This window comes from Marinomonas posidonica, from assembly GCF_043643765.1.
Taxonomy (GTDB): domain Bacteria; phylum Pseudomonadota; class Gammaproteobacteria; order Pseudomonadales; family Marinomonadaceae; genus Marinomonas; species Marinomonas posidonica_A.
On record NZ_JBHZSP010000007.1, the window covers coordinates 213958 to 232477 of the forward strand.

The 18520-nt window shown below is 43.8% G+C and carries 21 protein-coding genes and 1 tRNA gene; 9 read left to right on the forward strand and 13 right to left on the reverse strand.

All coding sequences use genetic code 11. The features are described from left to right. Positions 1 to 3 precede the first annotated feature (3 nt). The 3 genes from prpC to ACHUFM_RS10110 all read right to left on the reverse strand — a co-directional run bounded on the left by prpC (position 4) and on the right by ACHUFM_RS10110 (position 2837). Positions 4 to 1131, reverse strand: a complete 1128-nt coding sequence (gene prpC / locus ACHUFM_RS10100; RefSeq protein WP_394181971.1) for a bifunctional 2-methylcitrate synthase/citrate synthase — start codon at positions 1129 to 1131, stop codon at positions 4 to 6. Between the two features lie 120 nt (positions 1132 to 1251). Then, positions 1252 to 2130, reverse strand: a complete 879-nt coding sequence (gene prpB / locus ACHUFM_RS10105; protein ID WP_394181973.1) for a methylisocitrate lyase — start codon at positions 2128 to 2130, stop codon at positions 1252 to 1254. A gap of 20 nt (positions 2131 to 2150) precedes the next feature. Next, positions 2151 to 2837 (reverse strand): GntR family transcriptional regulator, encoded by a 687-nt coding sequence (locus tag ACHUFM_RS10110; RefSeq protein ID WP_394181975.1) that lies wholly within the window; start codon positions 2835 to 2837, stop codon positions 2151 to 2153. 275 nt (positions 2838 to 3112) lie between these two features. Here ACHUFM_RS10110 and ACHUFM_RS10115 point away from each other — a divergent pair, with 275 nt between their 5' ends. Further along, positions 3113 to 3373, forward strand: coding sequence for a DUF5062 family protein (locus ACHUFM_RS10115; protein ID WP_394181977.1), 261 nt, complete (start codon positions 3113 to 3115; stop codon positions 3371 to 3373). Between the two features lie 137 nt (positions 3374 to 3510). Beyond that, positions 3511 to 4245: a DUF1826 domain-containing protein gene (locus tag ACHUFM_RS10120; protein WP_394181979.1), complete on the forward strand. Its 735-nt coding sequence runs from the start codon at positions 3511 to 3513 to the stop codon at positions 4243 to 4245. A 2-nt stretch (positions 4246 to 4247) separates the two neighbouring features. On the opposite strand, the gene ACHUFM_RS10125 is transcribed toward ACHUFM_RS10120, so the two are convergent. The 3 genes from ACHUFM_RS10125 to ACHUFM_RS10135 form a co-directional block, all read right to left on the reverse strand. Next, positions 4248 to 4973, reverse strand: coding sequence for an SDR family NAD(P)-dependent oxidoreductase (locus ACHUFM_RS10125; protein ID WP_394181981.1), 726 nt, complete (start codon positions 4971 to 4973; stop codon positions 4248 to 4250). A 14-nt stretch (positions 4974 to 4987) separates the two neighbouring features. After that, positions 4988 to 5380, reverse strand: a complete 393-nt coding sequence (locus ACHUFM_RS10130; protein ID WP_394181983.1) for a thiol-disulfide oxidoreductase DCC family protein — start codon at positions 5378 to 5380, stop codon at positions 4988 to 4990. A gap of 71 nt (positions 5381 to 5451) precedes the next feature. After that, positions 5452 to 5901: a DUF3429 domain-containing protein gene (locus ACHUFM_RS10135; RefSeq protein ID WP_394181985.1), complete on the reverse strand. Its 450-nt coding sequence runs from the start codon at positions 5899 to 5901 to the stop codon at positions 5452 to 5454. Between the two features lie 237 nt (positions 5902 to 6138). On the opposite strand from ACHUFM_RS10135, the gene ACHUFM_RS10140 reads away from it, so the two are divergent. Further along, positions 6139 to 7515 (forward strand): glycine--tRNA ligase, encoded by a 1377-nt coding sequence (locus ACHUFM_RS10140; protein ID WP_394181987.1) that lies wholly within the window; start codon positions 6139 to 6141, stop codon positions 7513 to 7515. 155 nt (positions 7516 to 7670) lie between these two features. On the opposite strand, the gene ACHUFM_RS10145 is transcribed toward ACHUFM_RS10140, so the two are convergent. Next, positions 7671 to 9638 (reverse strand): ligand-gated channel protein, encoded by a 1968-nt coding sequence (locus ACHUFM_RS10145; RefSeq protein ID WP_394181989.1) that lies wholly within the window; start codon positions 9636 to 9638, stop codon positions 7671 to 7673. Positions 9639 to 9870: 232 nt separating this feature from the next. On the opposite strand from ACHUFM_RS10145, the gene ACHUFM_RS10150 reads away from it, so the two are divergent. Next, on the forward strand, positions 9871 to 10764 hold the full coding sequence (locus tag ACHUFM_RS10150) for a LysR family transcriptional regulator (RefSeq protein WP_394181991.1): 894 nt from the start codon (positions 9871 to 9873) through the stop codon (positions 10762 to 10764). A gap of 65 nt (positions 10765 to 10829) precedes the next feature. Here ACHUFM_RS10150 and ACHUFM_RS10155 read toward each other — a convergent pair whose 3' ends face one another. The 3 genes from ACHUFM_RS10155 to ACHUFM_RS10165 form a co-directional block, all read right to left on the reverse strand. Beyond that, entirely contained in the window at positions 10830 to 11768 is a 939-nt protein-coding gene (locus tag ACHUFM_RS10155) for a homocysteine S-methyltransferase family protein (RefSeq protein WP_394181993.1), read from the reverse strand. Between the two features lie 176 nt (positions 11769 to 11944). After that, positions 11945 to 12415 carry a DUF2867 domain-containing protein gene (locus ACHUFM_RS10160; RefSeq protein WP_394181995.1) on the reverse strand — a complete coding sequence of 157 codons (471 nt, stop codon included), beginning with the start codon at positions 12413 to 12415 and terminating at the stop codon, positions 11945 to 11947. Positions 12416 to 12503: 88 nt separating this feature from the next. Further along, positions 12504 to 12779: a DUF1330 domain-containing protein gene (locus ACHUFM_RS10165; protein ID WP_394181997.1), complete on the reverse strand. Its 276-nt coding sequence runs from the start codon at positions 12777 to 12779 to the stop codon at positions 12504 to 12506. A 92-nt stretch (positions 12780 to 12871) separates the two neighbouring features. Here ACHUFM_RS10165 and ACHUFM_RS10170 point away from each other — a divergent pair, with 92 nt between their 5' ends. Then, complete coding sequence (locus ACHUFM_RS10170) at positions 12872 to 13798, forward strand: LysR family transcriptional regulator (RefSeq protein WP_394181999.1); 927 nt, start codon at positions 12872 to 12874, stop codon at positions 13796 to 13798. A gap of 132 nt (positions 13799 to 13930) precedes the next feature. Further along, positions 13931 to 14398, forward strand: a complete 468-nt coding sequence (locus tag ACHUFM_RS10175) for a GNAT family N-acetyltransferase (RefSeq protein WP_063332586.1) — start codon at positions 13931 to 13933, stop codon at positions 14396 to 14398. A 38-nt stretch (positions 14399 to 14436) separates the two neighbouring features. Here the strand turns inward: ACHUFM_RS10175 and ACHUFM_RS10180 are convergent, their stop codons facing one another. Then, positions 14437 to 14997: a TetR/AcrR family transcriptional regulator gene (locus ACHUFM_RS10180; RefSeq protein WP_394182001.1), complete on the reverse strand. Its 561-nt coding sequence runs from the start codon at positions 14995 to 14997 to the stop codon at positions 14437 to 14439. 93 nt (positions 14998 to 15090) lie between these two features. Between ACHUFM_RS10180 and ACHUFM_RS10185 the strand changes: the two genes are divergently transcribed. Next, positions 15091 to 15549, forward strand: a complete 459-nt coding sequence (locus ACHUFM_RS10185; RefSeq protein WP_394182003.1) for an HPP family protein — start codon at positions 15091 to 15093, stop codon at positions 15547 to 15549. Positions 15550 to 15616: 67 nt separating this feature from the next. On the opposite strand, the gene ACHUFM_RS10190 is transcribed toward ACHUFM_RS10185, so the two are convergent. Next, complete coding sequence (locus ACHUFM_RS10190) at positions 15617 to 16165, reverse strand: peroxiredoxin-like family protein (RefSeq protein WP_394182005.1); 549 nt, start codon at positions 16163 to 16165, stop codon at positions 15617 to 15619. A 113-nt stretch (positions 16166 to 16278) separates the two neighbouring features. Here ACHUFM_RS10190 and ACHUFM_RS10195 point away from each other — a divergent pair, with 113 nt between their 5' ends. Together ACHUFM_RS10195 and ACHUFM_RS10200 are read left to right on the forward strand one after the other, a co-directional pair. Further along, positions 16279 to 17124 (forward strand): helix-turn-helix domain-containing protein, encoded by an 846-nt coding sequence (locus tag ACHUFM_RS10195; protein ID WP_394182007.1) that lies wholly within the window; start codon positions 16279 to 16281, stop codon positions 17122 to 17124. 102 nt (positions 17125 to 17226) lie between these two features. Continuing rightward, positions 17227 to 17303 (forward strand) — tRNA-Ile (locus ACHUFM_RS10200). A gap of 176 nt (positions 17304 to 17479) precedes the next feature. On the opposite strand, the gene ACHUFM_RS10205 is transcribed toward ACHUFM_RS10200, so the two are convergent. Beyond that, positions 17480 to 18181 (reverse strand): lipoate--protein ligase family protein, encoded by a 702-nt coding sequence (locus tag ACHUFM_RS10205; protein WP_394182009.1) that lies wholly within the window; start codon positions 18179 to 18181, stop codon positions 17480 to 17482. Between the last annotated feature and the right edge of the window lie 339 nt (positions 18182 to 18520).

Below are 18520 nucleotides of genomic sequence, written 5' to 3' on the forward strand. Positions count from 1 at the left end.
TCTTTATGGGCGATCTTCTAGATTGATCCACTCAGCGTGATCAGGTCCTGTGTAGTCGGCACTTGGTCGAATAATACGATTGTTGGCTCTTTGTTCCATGACATGTGCTGCCCAACCGGTGACGCGAGAGCAGACAAAAATTGGGGTGAACAGTTTGGTCGGGATTTGCATAAAGCGGTACGCGCTGGCGTGGAAGAAATCCGCATTACAGAAGAGTTTCTTTTCCCGCCACATGACGTCTTCACAGCGTTCTGATACCGCATAAAGGTATGTGTCGCCGACGGCGTCGCTTAACTGTTTTGACCATTTTTTTATGATGTCATTACGGGGGTCGCGTTCGCTGTAAATGGCGTGTCCAAAGCCCATGATCTTGTCTTTATTAGCGAGCATCTTTAATAAAGCGGTTTCCGCTTCATCAGGTGTTTGCCAATCATCGATCATGTCCATCGCGGCTTCATTGGCACCGCCATGTAAGGGGCCTCGTAAACTGCCTATGCCGCCAGTAATACAAGAATGCATATCCGATAAGGTAGAAGCACATACTCGAGCGGTAAAGGTTGAGGCATTGAATTCGTGTTCTGCATACAGAATCAGCGACGCATTCATCACCTGAGTGTGCAAAGGGGCTGGGGTATCATCGTGCAGCATGGTTAAGAAATGTCCCGCCAAAGAGGGCTCATGGGAATTATGAGTATCAATGCGTACACCATCGTGTGAAAAACGATACCAGTACAACACCATAGCGGGTAGGGTAGCGACTAAACGATCGGCCGTTGTTTGCTGTTCTTCTAATGTCCGTTCTGGTTCAAGGTTACCCAGAAACGAGCAACCTGTGCGCATCACATCCATGGGGTGAGCGTCTTTCGGGACCAGCTCAAGTACGGCTTTTAAGGCATCTGGTAAGGGCCGTAAAGCAATCAATTGTTGCTGGTAAGCGTGTAACTCTGAAGCATTGGGTAACTTGCCATAAAGTAATAAATACGCGACTTCTTCAAAGCTGGCTTTATCGGCTAATACATCAATGTCATAGCCACGATAAGTGAGCCCTGCCGCCGCTTTACCGACAGTACAGAGTGCGGTTTCACCAGCGCTTTGACCTCTTAATCCTGCGCCTGTTAGTACCTTTGCCATTGCCTATCTCCTTTTTTATTTTGACCAAGCTGCATTCCATGAATGAGCCGGTGTTATCTGAGAATCGTGTCTAGCGTTTTGTTTTTTATTGGTTTGTTTTTAATGGTGATAACAGTGTCATTACTTTTCTGCGAAAAGTTGGTCCAACTTGTCCTCATAATCGTGATAGTTAAGGAACTCATAGAGTTCGTTACGAGTTTGCATTTGATCAATCACGGCTTGCTGATGACCATCTTGTAATAAATGCTGATACACATTCAGCGCGGCTTTATTCATAGCTCGAAAGGCGCTTAGTGGGTACAGCACCAGATCGACGCCTGCGCTGGCCAGCTGTTCCTTGCTAAATAGCGGTGTAGCACCAAATTCCGTAATGTTGGCGAGCACTGGGACGTTAACGGCACTGACAAACTCTTGATACTGTTCTAGGGTCAACATGGCTTCCGGGAATATCATGTCAGCCCCTGCTTCGACGCAAGCGATGGCGCGCTCAATGGCAGACTCCATGCCTTCGACAGCCAAAGCGTCAGTTCTCGCCATTACGACAAAGTTGTCATCGCTGCGAGCGTCAACACAGGCCTTGATGCGATCAACCATTTCGGCTTGGCTCACAATGGCTTTGTTTGGTCTGTGACCACAGCGTTTTTGTTGAACTTGGTCTTCAATATGAACCGCCGCCGCACCAGCTTTTTCCATTTGCTCTATGGTACGAGCAATGTTAAATGCACCGCCAAATCCGGTGTCGATGTCGACCAGTAATGGCAGCTCTGAGGCCGCGGTAATTCGACGAACATCTTCCAAAACGTCGTGCAAATCCGTTATCCCTAAATCCGGTAGACCATAAGAAGCGTTAGCGACACCGCCTCCAGAAAGGTAAATGGCATGGTGGCCAGTTTGTTCAGCCATCATGGCGCAGTATGCGTTGACGGTGCCCACTACTTGTAATGGCGAATGGTCCGTCACGGCCTGTCGAAATTTGGCTCCAGCAGAGAGTCGGCTCATGGTGTTTTCCTTTTTATTGTTTACTGGGTTGAGTGAGTGGATTGCTCCATGGCTTGTTGTAATAATCGGCAAGCTCGGCTGATATGGCGACGCATTAGCAGTTCGGCTAAATCACCTTCTTGATTGGCAATCGCATCGAGAATGGCTTTGTGTTCTCGTAACGCTTGACGCGGGTCGCTACGTTGGTCGGCTGTGTGATGACGATACATGCGGATTACGGCATACAATTCGTGGCTTAATAAACGGATAAGTTTCTGGCTACCACTGGCCTGTATAATGCGTAAGTGAAAGTCATCATTGCCGCCCTGTTGGGCGTAATGTTCATCTTGATTATCATCTAAGAAAGCTTGATGTTTATCGAGCAGTGCATACAAGCTGTCTACTTCTGCTGTTGGCATATGACTGGCGGCTAATCTAGCGGCCATCCCTTCTAATGCCTCGCGTATGGTAAACGTATCTAGCATGTCTGCTAAATTGAGTTCAATGACCCGAGCGCCTACGTTGGCGGTGCGCGTAACCAAGCCCAATCCTTCTAACTTGACGATGGCTTCACGTAATGGCCCACGGGAAATGCCATATCGTTTCGCCAGTTCTGGTTCTGAGATCTTGCTTCCCTGGGGAATGTCACCTGTCACAATGGCATTGATCAATTGTTGGGCGATGTCTTCAGACAGTGTGGCAGACTTTATCGGAACGATTTGGCTCATAGGTAAAACGTCTTAATTGTTGACAATGTGTTTCTTTATAGTCGTGTTTTTGCCATTTATCAAGCTATATTGTCGACAATATTTGGTTTTTATTGTGTTTTTGCTCTTTCTCTTAGGGCTTTGTTTGTGGATGAAATGCTGGTTTTTTCACAATACTCTATTGGTTTTACAGGGTTTTGTGTTTATATGTCGACAGTTGTACTTCATCCGCTTACTCAGTAAGTGTCGACAATCTGATGCAACACCATTACCAGCAGAAAAAGAGGATACGCCAAATGAAAAAAATGAAAAATGAGGCCGCGCTGAGCAAAAAAGCCATTCAAGTTGGAGAAAAATATGCTCTGAAGCGTGGTTATGCTGGTTTCTCGGCAACAATGTCGGCTAATGAAAAAGTAGAAGCAATTTACCGACTGCTAGTGTTGGATAAATTAATCGTCGCCTTACCTGCAGATAAAGAAGACCTGCCAAACATGAAGCATAAATTGGCTTTGTGGATACAGAAAAACCTACCTAAAGACGATCCATTATTACAATAAAGACTTGGTACATTGTGTTGAGTGACGCCGAGATCGGTGTTGCTTGATACGGTGTTGGGCAGTTTAATAGTGCTTTAATTCTACTTTGTTATGATATAACATTTCTTTTGTGATGTATTCATAAAGGAAGTCTATCCATGCAAGCCTGTATTCCAATATCTGAAGCCGAGTTGACGATTGAGAGCAATAGCATTCCTCATGACCAAGGTGAAAAACAAGAGGAGCAATCAACTGCCATCTTATCTGAACCCATGTCTTTGAGTGTGGTGAAGTCAGCGCATAAAGAAGTGTTAGGGGATATTTATCACCGGCAAATTGGTATGGCAGTATGGCAACGACCTTTGGATGAAGCCTTTGAATATGCACAGAATCTAATGGCCAAGGCGCCGCATTTCTGCTTTAAAGGGCAACAAAAGCCACAGCTGGCAGCGAATTTATTAGGGAGACTTCTGCCAGAGTCGAAAGGCAAACAGGTTTTCATTGAAGATGTGACCTTATTGATGGAAATGTTTGCTTGTCTGTTTGACCAGCAAGAGGTCGGACTACGTTTGGATGTATTATCAAAAGCCATGTGCCCACGTTTTCATGTAGACAAAATTCCCTGTCGTTTGATTACCACTTATGCCGGAGCAGGCAGTGAATGGTTACACGAAGCTCATGTGCTACGAAAACGATTAGGGCGAGGCGGTGACGCCAAAGATCACAACTCTGGTTTATTGAATCAAGGTCGTATTAATCGCCTAAGTGTTGGCGACGTTGCCTTGATGAAAGGCGATGATTGGCCGGCTTCACAAGGCCGTGGCATGGTGCATAGATCGCCTTCTGCGAGCAATGAACAGCCACGCCTTTTTCTCAGTTTAGACATGGTATGACCTTACCAGTCGACTGGTTGATGATTCCAATCCCTATAGGCCGCTTGATTATCCATGGGAATGTTATTCATTAAATTGAGCAATTGTTGCGCGACAAAGTGTGTTGTAAAAAGTTTGCCTTCTGGCACGGAACGCTGAAACGGTTGCGATAAAGGTGTGTCCGTCGTGCCTGGGTGAAAAGCGATTAACTTGACGTTTTTCGCGCGTCTGGCGTATTCAACCGCGGAGGTTTGAATCAGCATGTTCAGCGCCGCTTTGGAGGCGCGATAACTGTACCAACCGCCCATTTTATTGTCAGAAATGCTGCCAACACGAGCACTAAAAACCGCCACTTGCGTCGCGGATGTGCCTTTTAAAACAGGTAAAAGTGATTTTAGCCACAACATGGGGGTGATGCTGTTGGCTTGAAAGCTAGCGGCCATTTGAGCAGCATTCACACTCTCTATTTTTCTTTCTGGTTGCATCGTTTTGTCGTGCAGTATGCCATTACAGATGAAGACCTTATGAATTTTGCCTTGCCAAGGCATCAGTTCTTGGCACACCTGTTCAATGCTTTCTTGTTGGTAATCGCATACCACAAAGTGGACTTTGTCCGAGTTTCGATGACTATTGTCTGATCGAGATACTGCCGTGATGCCGCTGCATCTTGGGTCTTGCTCTAAGGTTTGGATGATGGCTTGACCTATTGCACTGCTGGCACCGATTACTAAAGCGTGAAAATCTGACATGGAAACGTTCCTTTTTAAAGATCACAACGATCTGTGTGACAGCTTTCACAGCGCTTTTTACCACTTATAAAAGCGGAAATAGGGTGACGATAACGGGCAAAAAATAGATAGGCTTTATCGGCCAAAAAACGAATCACTGGCCATCTTAATAATTGCAACCATGGGTGCTTATTAACCAGTTTCCATGCGGTACAAGTCACATCTAAGCCTTTAATGATACGGCCATCATCAAGTTGGCCGTGTAGCACTTGGTCCGCCGCGATGGGATCTATATGAGGAAAGCGTTGTTGGAAGTCATCGCCGTGTAAGTCTTCTAGAATAAGCTGGCTGTTTGTGTCGAACTTAGCCAAGCTCTTCATTTCGGCGGCACATAAAGGGCATTTGCCATCATAGAATATTGTTAACATCTTGTCTCCTTGCAGGGGGAGGCCGCTGTTTTCGGCCTCACAACTTATTACGCAGGAAAACGAAAATTAGATTAGTAACTTGGGTAAAAAACCAATAGATGCAACACGCAGACGATCAGCGTTAGCACAAAACGCATAGTCAGATAAGGTGAGTTTTCAGAATGGTTTTGTCTGGCGAATCTGGCTTCGCCCCAAAAGGTGCTAATGAATCCTAGGAACAACAACGCGATTGACAAAACTTGAATGTCCAGCAACAAAGAGAACCAGGCAGCGACAGCAACAACATTACTGGAGATAAGTAGATAAATGCTTAATGGGCTAGACTCGCGATGAACAAACTGCCCCCACAAAGTACCAGATAAAAAACTTAAGATAATAGCGCCATATGTAATGAACAAATATAAGCCCGAGCGATCGAAAAAGGTTTGATTGGTCCAGCTTAGATACGTCGCACATAAAAAGGGAATGAGCCCCATCGCGCCTAGGATAAAAGTATAAGGTGAAGCGGAAGTTCGCATCATTAAGACTGCCTTATGATATAAATGTGCAAATAAGGTGTATTTCTATCCTATTGTGCGTTCAATTTCCAGTTATATAACTCATACAACCAAGATTTTACATTCCTTTAATCGACTTTACATCGGCATTGAGCGAATTACGGTCAAAGAGTACAATGGGCGGCTATTACTCTTCTTTGACGCTCGCTTAATGCTTGAGTGTCTATTATTTAACGAATATTGCTTAAGGTGTGTTTAGAAATGCCAGCTAAAACGATGGATGAACTCGTCTCCCTTTGTAAACGTCGCGGATTTATTTTCCAAGGCAGTGAAATCTACGGTGGTATGCAGGGCGCTTACGATTACGGTCCGTTAGGTATTGAATTGAAAAACAACCTAAAAGCGGCCTGGTGGCGTTCTATGGTTTATGAGCGAGATGACGTAGAAGGTTTGGACGCGGCGATTATCCAAAACAAACACGTCTACAAGTACTCGGGCCATGAAGACACGTTCACCGATCCTATGGTGGATTGTCATGAGTGTAAATCACGCATGCGTGCTGACCACATGAAAGACATCAAAGTGTGTGACAACTGTGGTTCTTCTGATGTCACAGAGCCTCGTGATTTTAACTTGATGTTTAAAACCAATGTCGGCCCTATGGTGAACGAAGAGTCTTACACTTACCTGCGCCCTGAAACGGCACAAGGTATCTTCACAAACTTCAAAAACGTGGTGGATTCGACGTCACGTGCGTTGCCATTTGGGATTGCGCAGATCGGTAAATCCTTCCGTAACGAAATTACACCACGTAATTTCATCTTCCGTGTTCGCGAGTTCGAACAAATGGAATTGGAATTTTTCTGTAAGCCAGGTGAAGATGAAAAATGGCACGAATTCTGGGTAGAAACTCGTAAGCAGTGGTGGTTGGATCAAGGTCTAACAGAAGAGAACATCCAGTTTGAATACGTAACGGGTGATGATTTGGCACACTATTCGAAATCGACTGTGGATATCTTGTACAAGTTTCCACATGGTTTTGAAGAATTAGAAGGGGTGGCAAACCGTACGGACTATGACCTAGGTTCGCACACCAAAGCACAAGACGAGTTCGGTCTTTCTGCGAAAGTGAAGAAGAACGAACACTCTACTGCGAAATTGGCGGTTCGTGATTTGGAAGCCAATAAGTGGGAAGTACCATTCTGCATCGAGCCTTCAGCGGGTCTAGATCGTGGTTTATTGGCGGTGATGACGGAAGCTTACACTGAAGAAGAGTTAGAAAACGGTTCGACTCGTACTGTGCTTAAATTCAAACCGCATCTAGCGCCGATCAAAGTCGCTATTTTGCCGCTGAAGAAGAATAAGCCTGAAATTGTAGCGTTGGCGAAAGAGCTGAAGAACAAGCTGCAAAAATTAGGCTTGGGTCGTATTCTTTATGAAAATACTGGTAACGTGGGTAAAGGCTACCGTCGTCATGATGAAGTGGGTACGCCAATTTGTGTAACCGTTGACTTTGACTCAATCGAAAAAGAAGGCGCACCTGTAACGGTTCGTGACCGCGACACGATGGAACAAGTCGTCGTGCCTGCAGCAGATCTTCCTGCGTATGTGATTAACTACTTCATCAACCAAAACTAATTTTTGCTGATGATCTAAATAAAAACCACGATTCTCGTTTGAGTCGTGGTTTTTTAATGTCTGAAGTTTAATTTTTTAGCAAAAAAAAACCGCAAGTTACGTTGCGGTCTTTGTGTGCAGATAGCACAAAGGGAAATTAGAAAGAGGAATATAAACTAGAAAGCCATTTTTACTTTAGCGTTATAGCGACGACCATCTAATACGGTGTCATAAGTGTCGATATCTACTTTTTTATCAAACAAGTTATACACACCAGCATAAACAGAAATGGCATCATTGATGTTATAGCTGATGCCTGTATCCACAAAGGTGTAGGAAGGAATTGCTTCCTGCATTGAAGTACGGTTTAAACCTTCGCTTGATTCTCCACGGTAGTTTATACGAGTCCAAGAAGTAAGTTTGGGGGTTATATCCCAGTTAAGTGTCGCATTGGCCATATGTTTTGGCAGACGGTTTAGTGGTTCGCCAGAAAAACTACCCGTTTTTTGCTCTGATTCTGTATAAGTATAGTTCCCCACGACATTGATAAAGTCCGAGAATTCATGAGATAAAGTGAATTCAATCCCTTGCATTTCTACTCGATCTACATTAGTTCGTTCACTGATGAAGGTGTAAGAGTTACCTGAGTACGAGCAACTGGAATCTCCAGCTGCAGTATCGCAAATACGCTGTTCTGTAATTTTATCTTTATAATCTGTATGAAATAACGTTGTGCTGATTTGTGTGCTGCGCTGATTATCCCAGTAAAGCCCAATTTCATGGCTGGTACTTTCTTCTGGTTTTAAATCAGAATTACCCAAAATAAGTGCTGAGCCGCGGCCAGATATTTGTCCCCAACCCTCGCTACCTTGACGAAGATCTGGTGAACGGTAGCCAGTACTTATTCCACCTTTTAGTGTCCAGTCTTGAGCGAATGACCAGTTACTGTACAAACGTGGTGATATATTGGAGCCATAGTTTTCATCTTCGTTGTAGCGTAAGCCACCAGTAATCGAAAGATTGTCAGTAATAAAATATTCATCCTCTGCAAACAGTGATGCGTTCCAGCGTGTTAACTCGTCTATACCATTACCAGCTTCATTACCTTCATCTTTTAGTTTTTGATAATCATATTGACCACCTAGAGTAAGTACATGAGAATCGAATGGGAGTACTGTTTGGTTATTTAGTACCGTGTTTTGATAATTCATATCACGACTAGGGTTATCAATTTCTTCATGGATTAAATAGGTTTCAATGCTGTTATCATTTGCTCTTGCTGAATGCGTAATGGCGTAGTGCTCTCGGTCATAATCTTGCTCCGATACACTTCCATCAGCAGAAACAGAATAACCAGGATTACGATAACGGGATTGCTCTTCTTTACCCGCTTCAAAGGTCAATTGTTGGTTTTCGGAAACAGCCCATGACAATTTTGCCGTAGCATTTTTAATGTCTTGATCAGCATAACCGTCGACAATTTCATCTTCGTCTCGCTGTGAAACCTGTCCGTAGAGTTGTAAACCGAGTTTGTTTTTTACTAAAGGTCCGCTTAAGGTTAAGTCTGCTTGTTGGCTGTCACCTGACGTCGAGTTATCTTGGGTTGTGGTGCTTAAAGACAGTTCGCCGCCCCACTTATCTTGTACTTTTTTAGTGATGATATTGATGACACCACCAAGTGCGTCAGAGCCATATAAAGAAGACATGGGGCCGCGAATGACCTCGATGCGTTCAATGACAGATAATGGCGGTGTCCAGCCTTGTTCGATACCTGGACCATCACTATTTGGTCTTGTTTCACGAGAGCCTTGGCGTTTTCCATCGACCAGTATTAGGGTATATTTTCCACTCATACCACGCATAGATATTTCTTCTGTTGAACCTCCGCCCGTTACCATCACACCAGGCACATCTTTTAAGGCGTCGGTAACATCCCGATAGGCTTTCTTTTCAAGTTCTTGTTGAGTGATTACGGTTATGGAAGCTGGCGCATCGGTAATCTGTTGCTCGTGTCCCGAAGCCGTCACCACTAATCTGTCTAGGTCGACGGTGCTTTCCTCTGCTAATAGTGTTGCAGAATACGTTGCGGTGCTGATTAGAGCGGCTAAGGTAGTCAGTTTATAATGGCGAGTCGAAGAGGTCATTATGAACAGTATCTCCACAGTTAAGATTGAACTTATTTAGAATGATTTAGTCTTAAAAAGGTATTAAGAATGCTTATCATTTGTATTATCTATCAATATGAGCTTTCTGTGTTGGCACGTTCTGTTCCCTTTTTTGCAACACTGGGAAAAAGGAATCACCTTCGTGAGTGCTAGGGTGAAAATGAGATGTCATTCTTATTGATGTTTAAGAGATTTAATTAGGGGAAAATGAATGTATGACCTGAACGAAGTTAGAACGTTTATTTCCGTAATGGAAACAGGAAATTTGAAAGAAAGTGCTCAAAAACTTGGAGTATCAAAATCCACTCTTAGTCGCCGTATTAGTCATCTCGAACAAGCATTAAGTCAGCCGCTATTACGCCGTCAAGCTAACCGACTTTTTGCTAATGAAGCCGGTATTAAGTTTTTACCTTATGCTAAAAATATACTTAAAATGGCTGATGAAGGTTATAAAGCGGTCGAAGAATTAAAAGATGAGATTAGCGGGTCATTAATAGTATATGTGCATACCACCTTGGTACGAGGGTGGTTTTCAGGGTTAATGTTTGATTTTTTAGATGAGTTTCCTCAAGTTAATATAGAAGTTCGTACTGGCAATCAATTGTTCCAAGAAACAAAAAGTAACGATATATGTGTGTGGGTTGGAGAGCCTGTTAATGATCAATTGCGATCTGAGCAGATAGGCAGTCTAAGCCAAGGTTTGTATGCCAGTTCAAAATATTTGGAACGCAAGGGTATGATAAACCATCCAACAGAGCTGAATCATTATGCGTGGGTTGATACTCTAAAAAATGAGCAAAACAATATCACTTTAGAGCATAAAACTGAGGGTGATATATCGATTGATTTACCGCAGTCACGTCTTACCGTTGATCAATATATTTTACATGCTGAAGCGATTATTCAGGGTAAGGGGGTCGGCTTGTTGCCTCATTACTTTGCCGATAAGCATATAAAGCGTCATCCTGAGGTGTTTGTCTCTTGTTTGCCTGAATGGAAAGGCAAAGCGTTACCTGTTCATCTTCAATACCCTTTCGGACATTTGCCAAAAAAAATGCAGACATTGATTCAATATCTGAGGGAGGAGGCTAAAGGTTTTTATTAAAGCCATTTAGCCTTATTTTAATTTTCAGTTTATTACTTTGTTTGCAATCTTTAAAACAACGCGCCTTATAAATTGTTTTTCCATTCCGCCAGAGCTTGAATGTGGCTGGGTTCAATACCACAGCAACCGCCGATGATATTTGCCCCGAGTTCCTGCCACTTTTTTGCGAAGACAAGGTATTCTTCTGGCGACAGATGACGAGCCCCTTGTGTTGTTAAATTGGCCTCATGGCCCTGTGTTATAGGGACAAAACTGTTAGCGTAAGCGCCTATGTTTAAGGGGCTCTCGTACTTTTCTAGCAAGCTGGTGGTAACGCGTATGGCTTGTTCCATGACTTCCGGTACGGAACAATTAAAGAAAATGCCGTCACTGTCTTTTATTTGCAGGGCTTTGGTCTGGTTTGTTTGGGTCAGCATAGCGTCTATTGCAGCAGAGACGGATTCCCCAGAACGCAATCTTGCTGTTTCTCCCAGTTCATCATTCAAAGTGAAGGCGTAATAACAAGGTTTTGTGGAATCCTTTAGCACGTTAGCAACAGCATGAGCTTCTTCAATACTGGCAATGGTTTCGGCAAGCCATAAGTCCACATGCTCATCTTGTGCCGTAAACAGCGTTGTTAAAATATCCAAGGCTTGCTGTTGTTCAAATAAGTCTGGTCGGTAAGAACCAAGAGGTGGTGGCAGTGAACCTGCCACTTGGACTGGATGAGACGCTTTGTTTGCGACGTCTCTGGCAATGATGGCCGCTTGTCGCGCAAGCTCGCCCCCTTGCTGTTGATAACCTGATTCACCAAGGTGAAACGGCACACAGGCATAGCTGTTGACTGTGATGATCTCGGCACCCGCTTGAATAAAGTTCTCATGTGCTAGGGTAACATAATGAGGCGCTTCTAATAATGCTTGTGCGCTCCACAGCGGTTGTGAAAAGGGCGCGCCAATGCGCTTCAGTTCGCGGCCGATGCCGCCATCGAGTAGGGTTAATTTTCGTTTAGTTAAATCGCTCATTACTGTTTTTCATCGGTCTAAATTTTATTGGCGCCATTCAACCATAAAGACAGAGGAAAAGTCATGAAACTTGGTCATGATCAGGAAAATTCAGATCATCATGAGTTCTAGGGGGCAATATTATGTTATCGAGCGGAATCGTGATTGTTCTCTAAAGCGGCACGCTGCTTTGTTGTCTAAATGGTGGGGATTTTGCTCGCTGTTTTGACGCGGGCCAAGGCATTACGCACGATCAGTATATGAAAGGGCAGAATGGTTTTTAAATACAGTTGTCCTAAGCGGTTATTGGGGTGAACCCACGTCGCTAAGAAAATACGGCCATCTAATGCCATAACGGAGACTCGAAAGTCCAAATGCTTGTCGTTGAAGCCGGCGATCAGCTCCGTTGGTGTGTCTGATTCAACCGGAAAAAAACCAACCTTATCTTCCACTTCAGGACCTTCTTTTAACAATCCAAATGGTATGGTCACTAGGTTGCGTATACTCACCAGAAATTGAGCCCACCCAGGAAAATCTGTAATGATGTTCGCAGCTTGGCGAGGTGAAAGATTGGCTTCAACTGAGTAGCAGTCAAGGAAGTCCGTGACGGCCATTCGTTGATAGAGTGAACTTTGTAAGGGAAGATCGGTTGAAGTGACTTTCATCATTCTGCTTACCTCTTTATATGTTGATGTAAAGCCTCTAGACGGGTGCCGTCTAGAGGCTTTGTTTGTTCACTTAACAGAAAACGCCGAGTTAAATTAAATGAAAGTGGCATTCCATGCCTTGTTCCCGTAACGGAATAAGGGCTTGGTAAGCATCACTGTGATACCAATTCCTCGCACTGTCTTTATCCGGAAACTCAATCACGGCTTTCATCGGATGTGGTTTTTCACCATCTAATAATTCCGTTTCACCTTTGGCTATGAAATGGCCGTTGAAGGGTGTAAAGGTTTGTGCGGCAAGAGCACTGTATTCTGCGAGTTTTTCTTTATTTAATGGGGTTAGGTCAACAATGACATAATTTGGCATGGTGTTATCTCCTTACTGTATTGTGTTGACACAGCTTAGGTTTGTAAAAGATAGTAGACAATACCCATTAAATTAACGTGTTGTTTAAATATATGAACACTGTGAAATTGGCTCCCTTGCTGTTAATTTTTGTCGAAGTGGCAAACAAACGTTCTTTTACCGCCGCGGCGAAAAAGCTAGGCATGAGCAAATCGGCCATTAGCCAGCAGATCAAGCGTCTAGAAGAATCGATCGGTCATCAGTTGTTAATCCGCAATACCAGAGGCGTTGTCTTAACGTCGGCAGGCGAGAGCTTACTGGCACGCAGCGAACTATTGAGCGAGCAAATCAGTTTAACTTTGACGGAACTGGACAGTGAAAAAGACCAGCCTAGCGGGCATTTTAAAGTCTCTGTGCCGCCTTTTTTTGAAAAAGGCATTGTCATACCAGCCTTAAAGCAACTGTGTTTGGAGTTTCCCAAATTAACCCCAGAAGTGGTGGTGACTGAGAAATGGCAAGACTTGATAGAGCACAATTTGGATGCCGCCATTTTCGGGGGGGACATCAAAAATTGCGATTATCGTGCCTTATCTATAGGTACAGTCTCTGAGGTGTTCTGTGCCTCACCACGCTATCTGAAACAATATGGTGCCGTGACGTCCATCGAGAATTTGTCAGAACATAAGTACATAGGGACGGCTTGGCATCGTGAGAAATTGCAGATTTTTTCCGATGACTATCGTCATGAGCAGCGCGTTGCTGTACCACACAGTGCTAAGGTCAACACACTAACAACAGCGTTAGAAGCTGTATTGAATGACATGGGAGTTGCTTTGCTGCCTGAGTTTCTCGTGCAAACGCATCTGAACAAAGATGATCTAGTGAGGGTGCTGCCTGAGCTAAGAGGCCGAAGCTGGCACTTTTATTTTTTGCATCAGTACAAAGGGGAAAAGCCGGTTCACGTGACGCGTTTTTATCAGCTTTATCGACACTTTTTTAACAAAGGCATTGCCTCTTTTGAGCCTTCCGCATCGATTTAACCCATAACAAAGTGTTCGTCATAAAATTGACTTTTCGATGTCTTTAAATAGCGTTATATTTTTACCTGTGAGAGACAGAAATAGAGCTCATAAAACAAGACATAAGGGAATATAAAATAGAGGAATAGCTCTTTGATTCATATTGAAAAGATGACCACTAAGCATGTGGGTCGAGTCATTGATCTCAACGTGTTGCCAGATCAACAAAGGTTTGTGGGACCAATGACCGATAGTTTGGCGCTGGCCAATGCGCAAGTTCGCCCCTACATCATCTGTGATCAAGAAGACATTGTTGGCTTTTTTATAGTCGATACTGTGTTCAGCCAATCCCATGATTTTGCCGACAGTCATGACCTTGGGTTGAGAAAATTCTTTATTGATCAAGCTTATCAAGGTAAAGGTTTTGCTGGTCAGGCTTTACGCGCCCTAGATGATCATCTTGAAGAAGCATACCCTCGATATAAACGCATTTTTTTAACCGTGAACTGCCTCAACATAGCCGCTAAGGCTTGTTATGAAAAGGCGGGCTTCAAAGACACTCAAACCTTATACGAAGGTGGTCCATCAGGCCCTCAGCACATTATGGTTAAGTCTCTTTGAATTGAAGCGTGTTTTGTTTTGCTGATAAGGTGCCAATCTCACTCTGACGAAGCCTTCAGTGCAAGCTTTGCCGTGTTAATGCAAGCTTGCGCATCTGCCGCCTGTTGGTTTACATGAGATTGACTGATAAACCCCTCTTTTAATAAGCAAACCATGTCGAGTAAATAAATCGACTGCTTTTGCAAACCTTGACCAATTAATTTTTTCACTTGCGCTTTATGATACTGGCAGTATTGCGCAATTTGGCTATCTGCCGCGCTGAACTCCACGGCACTGTTGACAAAAAAACAGCCACGAAAATGCCCAAGAACGGATTCTTTTCCGCTTACCCAAGACTCCAAAGCATAAAAGAGTGCTTCTATCATACTCTCATCCGAGTCTGCTTGATTAAGCTTACTTTCTAACCACTGGTAAAACACCTCATGGCGTTGTTGCAGTGCGGCTAAAATCAAGGCGTCTTTGCTGTCGAAATGATGATAAAGGGTCTTCTTAGCGACACCAGATTGCTTTAAAACCTCATTAATGCCGATAACATGAATGCCCTGTTGGTAAAAAAGCTCCAATGCAGTATTGATCAGTAACTGACGTTTGGTGTTCATAATCTGTCTCCTTAATGCCATATTGACAAAGGTAGACCGATTTGTCTATCATTCATAAGTAGACAGATCGGTCTACTTATGAGGAGAAATTTAATGAAGCATTTTTTAGCCTCGCTTTTAGCGGGTATCGGTGCCTTTACCGGCATCCTGTGTCTGGCGTATTTTGATCATAGTGTTTGGGATGCAACACTTTTGATGGCCCCCTTTGGCGCAACCGCCGTGTTGGTGTTTGGTCTGCCTAAAAGCCCGCTGGCGCAAGCCAAAAATGTGATTTTCGGGCACTTGATAACCGCCTTTATTGGTGTCTTTTTTGTTCAATACGTTGGCGTGGGTGTTTGGCAATTGGCCTTAGCAAGTGGTCTCGGTGTGACAAGCATGCTGTTTACTAAAACCACTCATCCGCCAGCTGGTGCCAACCCGATACTTATCATGTTATCAGGACAAAGTTGGCTGTTTCTGCTGACGCCAGTATTGGCTGGTAGCATCATTATTGTTTTACTAGGGAAGGTGGTACGAGAGGCTCAAACTAGGCTCTCTGCTGAGTTGAATTAGTTGGTGAGTGACGGAACAAACAATAGCCAGCTGCGCGTCTGGCTATTGTTGTATTTTTCTACAAGAATTACACCAATTCACCGCGTGCTGGGTAATCTTTATTAATGGCAAAATCAATCGCACCAAGCACTTCTTTAAAATGCGGGCGAGCAAACGGCATGGTGCTGATGTTACTCCAATATAATGTGCCATCTGGACGCACTAAGAATAACCCTGGTTCGGTAAACTCTGCTGGCTCTTCAATACCAATACTGGTGAGACCTCGGCCTGCACTGCGATGTAATCCCCAATTTTGAGACTGCTCTGCCGTTAAGCCGTACGCTAAGGGTAGGTTTTCAATGTCCCATTCTGTTGAAGCTTGTTGAGCACGTTCTTTCGTATCTGAACTGACTGCTAATACGTTCACACCTTTGGCTTGAAAGTCTTCCAATAAACGACTGAGTTCTCTCAAATAGGTTTTGCAGATTGGGCAATGCAGACCTCGATAAACCACCACCATCGTAAAATAGTCTGGTGTTTGGTCGGTAAGGCTCCATTTACCTTGTAACGTGTCGAGATTGAGTTCTGGCGTGGCTTGCCTTGGTTTCAATACGTTTGTGGTCAGTGTAGACATCATTCATCCTCTTGTTGATGATTTAACAATGGAGACATCATAGAAGAATGAATGATACGATGGGTGTCTTAAAATATCATAAATGTTGCAGATCGTATTTATAATGAGTGTGTATTATGGACAGATTGTCTTCCGTATTAAGTGCTTTTCGGCCTAGAACGACCGCGGTTACAGGGGTGTTTGCTCAACCTTCAGAACAACCATTGGCATTGAAAAGCGGGGCTTGTTACTGGCTTTATTGTCTGTCGGGGGAGCTTCGCTTAACGGATCCGCATGGCAAGCGATTAGCGCTTTGTCAGGGGGAGGGCGTTTGGCTCGCATCAGGTATGAGCTTTAGCCTAATGGCATCATTAAATAAGCAAGCTTCACAACTATTAATCTGCGAATACGACTTTGCCAGCAAAGCTTTAAACCCTTTGTTGGATGATGGTTTGCATTGGGTAAAAGTCACTGAGAGCGAAACCATAGGACAGCAACTCCAACCTCTGCATTGCATTTTGATACAAGAATTCACTCAGGCCAGATGTGGTTCGCAAGTCGTGTTGGAGCGATTGGCCGAAGCCTTATTAGTGCAATTGTTACGACTCTTCATGCAAACTAATCGTATACCATCAGGGTTATTGGCAGGTTTAAGTGATACCAAGTTGGCTCGTGCTATTGTCGCGATGCATGAACAACCACATCAGGCTTGGCAGGTACATGAATTGGCGGCATTGGCCGGTATGTCTCGATCCAGTTTTAGTCGATTGTTTCGAGAAACTCTGGCCATGACCCCCATGGCTTATCTGACCTTATGGCGTATGCGTGTGGCAGCACAAAGATTGAAGAGCGGTGATAAAAATCTCGCCATTTTAAGTGATGAATTGGGTTATCAGAGCGAAGCGGCTTTTCGTCGCACTTTCAAAAGAATCATGGGCGTCGCACCAGGGGCCGTAGTCCGAGCATCGTCAGCGCCTCATTGAGTTGAAAGGGACTTTTTGTCTAATGGTGTGAATTAACTTACAAAATTGTCATAACCAGCTTGGCATCAAGATCGCTTGTCGCTATAATTCGTTTCGCTTTTCGGGCCTGTAGCTCAGTTGGTTAGAGCATCCGACTCATAATCGGCAGGTCCCCCGTTCAAGTCGGGGCAGGCCCACCATATAAAATAAGCCCTAGCAGGTTAGTACTTGCTAGGGCTTTTTTTTCAATATGAATTCTGTGCTTTCACCTAACTGAATTGCTTAGATGACTCATCAATCTTTTGATCGCGTAAGTTTCCGTATAAATATTCTTGTGATGAGTTGAGCAATCGATCATGCCTTATCACCAACGTAGCTATTTATAGACAAACGCTTGAATGAGACCTTGATAGAGTTCTTGAATACTTGGTAGGGGATCAAGGTGATCCGCTAAACAGGTATGGGCGTCTGCTTTGATTGGATCATCGATCTGATTCATTTTATTACTCAAATTGATGGGCTTAATCAGTTGTTCAAGGGACGCGTTAACGAGTATGCAAGCTTGCGCGAGGATGACTTTATGTGTGCTTTTTGCAGTGATGATTCGTTGTGCCGTTCCTACTAATTTTCGTTCTTCAATATTCATATTGTAATCACCATCGCAGTATGAATAGGGCGTAGCGTGTATTTGCGCGGTTAAACCATATCGATTTAAAAACTTTTGTAGGTTATTACACAGCTTTTGGTAGCCATCTTGAATTGAGTAAGGGTCTTCTGACGTCCAGAGGTATATATGGGATAAGTTAATAACCCCAGCTACCTGAGGCACAGGGGCACCACCTGTGCGTCGAGAAACGATGTGCCAATTATCCAACTTAAGTTGAGTCAGTAATTCCGGTGTGTTTTGCCATTTATTACTGGCTGGAAAAACGACCGTTTGAGTGGATGTTTGCCAAAGGAGCAAGCATTCACTCAAATCACCTGACTGAATTTTGCCGATTAACTCGGCTTCTTTCTCAAATGCTTGCTCGACGGATGAGTTGGTGAGTTGAACAATACGATGTTTATTTTTATCCATAGTCCCTAATGTCTTTTGTTGCTTTGTCGGTGGATAATCTAACAGTGCCTATCTTGATTGACTATGAATTGTTTGAAAAGGTAGCAGGCTAGGTGCTGATACGTCATTTCTGCGTGTGATATTTGGGCTTTGAAACACGAACTAGATGGTGTTCATGGTGTTGAATTACCATCCTTCAAAGTGACATTTTTCACACAATTCTGTGCTTTCTATATTACTTTTTCTTATAAGAGTTACTGATATTCGATCTTATCTATTTGGTTAACATCTATGGACACCCCGATTTTTGCAAGCAAAATCAAGATCTAACAAGAAGCGTTTTGCAGCCATCTATTCGGA

Excerpts from the sequence above, each read along its gene's own strand:
- prpC (WP_394181971.1), bottom strand. The coding sequence starts at position 1,131 with ATGGCAAAGGTACTAACAGGCGCAGGATTAAGAGGTCAAAGCGCTGGT.
- prpB (WP_394181973.1), bottom strand. The coding sequence starts at position 2,130 with ATGAGCCGACTCTCTGCTGGAGCCAAATTTCGACAGGCCGTGACGGAC.
- ACHUFM_RS10110 (WP_394181975.1), bottom strand. The coding sequence starts at position 2,837 with ATGAGCCAAATCGTTCCGATAAAGTCTGCCACACTGTCTGAAGACATC.
- ACHUFM_RS10115 (WP_394181977.1), top strand. The coding sequence starts at position 3,113 with ATGAAAAAAATGAAAAATGAGGCCGCGCTGAGCAAAAAAGCCATTCAA.
- ACHUFM_RS10120 (WP_394181979.1), top strand. The coding sequence starts at position 3,511 with ATGCAAGCCTGTATTCCAATATCTGAAGCCGAGTTGACGATTGAGAGC.
- ACHUFM_RS10125 (WP_394181981.1), bottom strand. The coding sequence starts at position 4,973 with ATGTCAGATTTTCACGCTTTAGTAATCGGTGCCAGCAGTGCAATAGGT.
- ACHUFM_RS10130 (WP_394181983.1), bottom strand. The coding sequence starts at position 5,380 with ATGTTAACAATATTCTATGATGGCAAATGCCCTTTATGTGCCGCCGAA.
- ACHUFM_RS10135 (WP_394181985.1), bottom strand. The coding sequence starts at position 5,901 with ATGATGCGAACTTCCGCTTCACCTTATACTTTTATCCTAGGCGCGATG.
- ACHUFM_RS10140 (WP_394181987.1), top strand. The coding sequence starts at position 6,139 with ATGCCAGCTAAAACGATGGATGAACTCGTCTCCCTTTGTAAACGTCGC.
- ACHUFM_RS10145 (WP_394181989.1), bottom strand. The coding sequence starts at position 9,638 with ATGACCTCTTCGACTCGCCATTATAAACTGACTACCTTAGCCGCTCTA.
- ACHUFM_RS10150 (WP_394181991.1), top strand. The coding sequence starts at position 9,871 with ATGTATGACCTGAACGAAGTTAGAACGTTTATTTCCGTAATGGAAACA.
- ACHUFM_RS10155 (WP_394181993.1), bottom strand. The coding sequence starts at position 11,768 with ATGAGCGATTTAACTAAACGAAAATTAACCCTACTCGATGGCGGCATC.
- ACHUFM_RS10160 (WP_394181995.1), bottom strand. The coding sequence starts at position 12,415 with ATGATGAAAGTCACTTCAACCGATCTTCCCTTACAAAGTTCACTCTAT.
- ACHUFM_RS10165 (WP_394181997.1), bottom strand. The coding sequence starts at position 12,779 with ATGCCAAATTATGTCATTGTTGACCTAACCCCATTAAATAAAGAAAAA.
- ACHUFM_RS10170 (WP_394181999.1), top strand. The coding sequence starts at position 12,872 with ATGAACACTGTGAAATTGGCTCCCTTGCTGTTAATTTTTGTCGAAGTG.
- ACHUFM_RS10180 (WP_394182001.1), bottom strand. The coding sequence starts at position 14,997 with ATGAACACCAAACGTCAGTTACTGATCAATACTGCATTGGAGCTTTTT.
- ACHUFM_RS10185 (WP_394182003.1), top strand. The coding sequence starts at position 15,091 with ATGAAGCATTTTTTAGCCTCGCTTTTAGCGGGTATCGGTGCCTTTACC.
- ACHUFM_RS10190 (WP_394182005.1), bottom strand. The coding sequence starts at position 16,165 with ATGATGTCTACACTGACCACAAACGTATTGAAACCAAGGCAAGCCACG.
- ACHUFM_RS10195 (WP_394182007.1), top strand. The coding sequence starts at position 16,279 with ATGGACAGATTGTCTTCCGTATTAAGTGCTTTTCGGCCTAGAACGACC.
- ACHUFM_RS10205 (WP_394182009.1), bottom strand. The coding sequence starts at position 18,181 with ATGGATAAAAATAAACATCGTATTGTTCAACTCACCAACTCATCCGTC.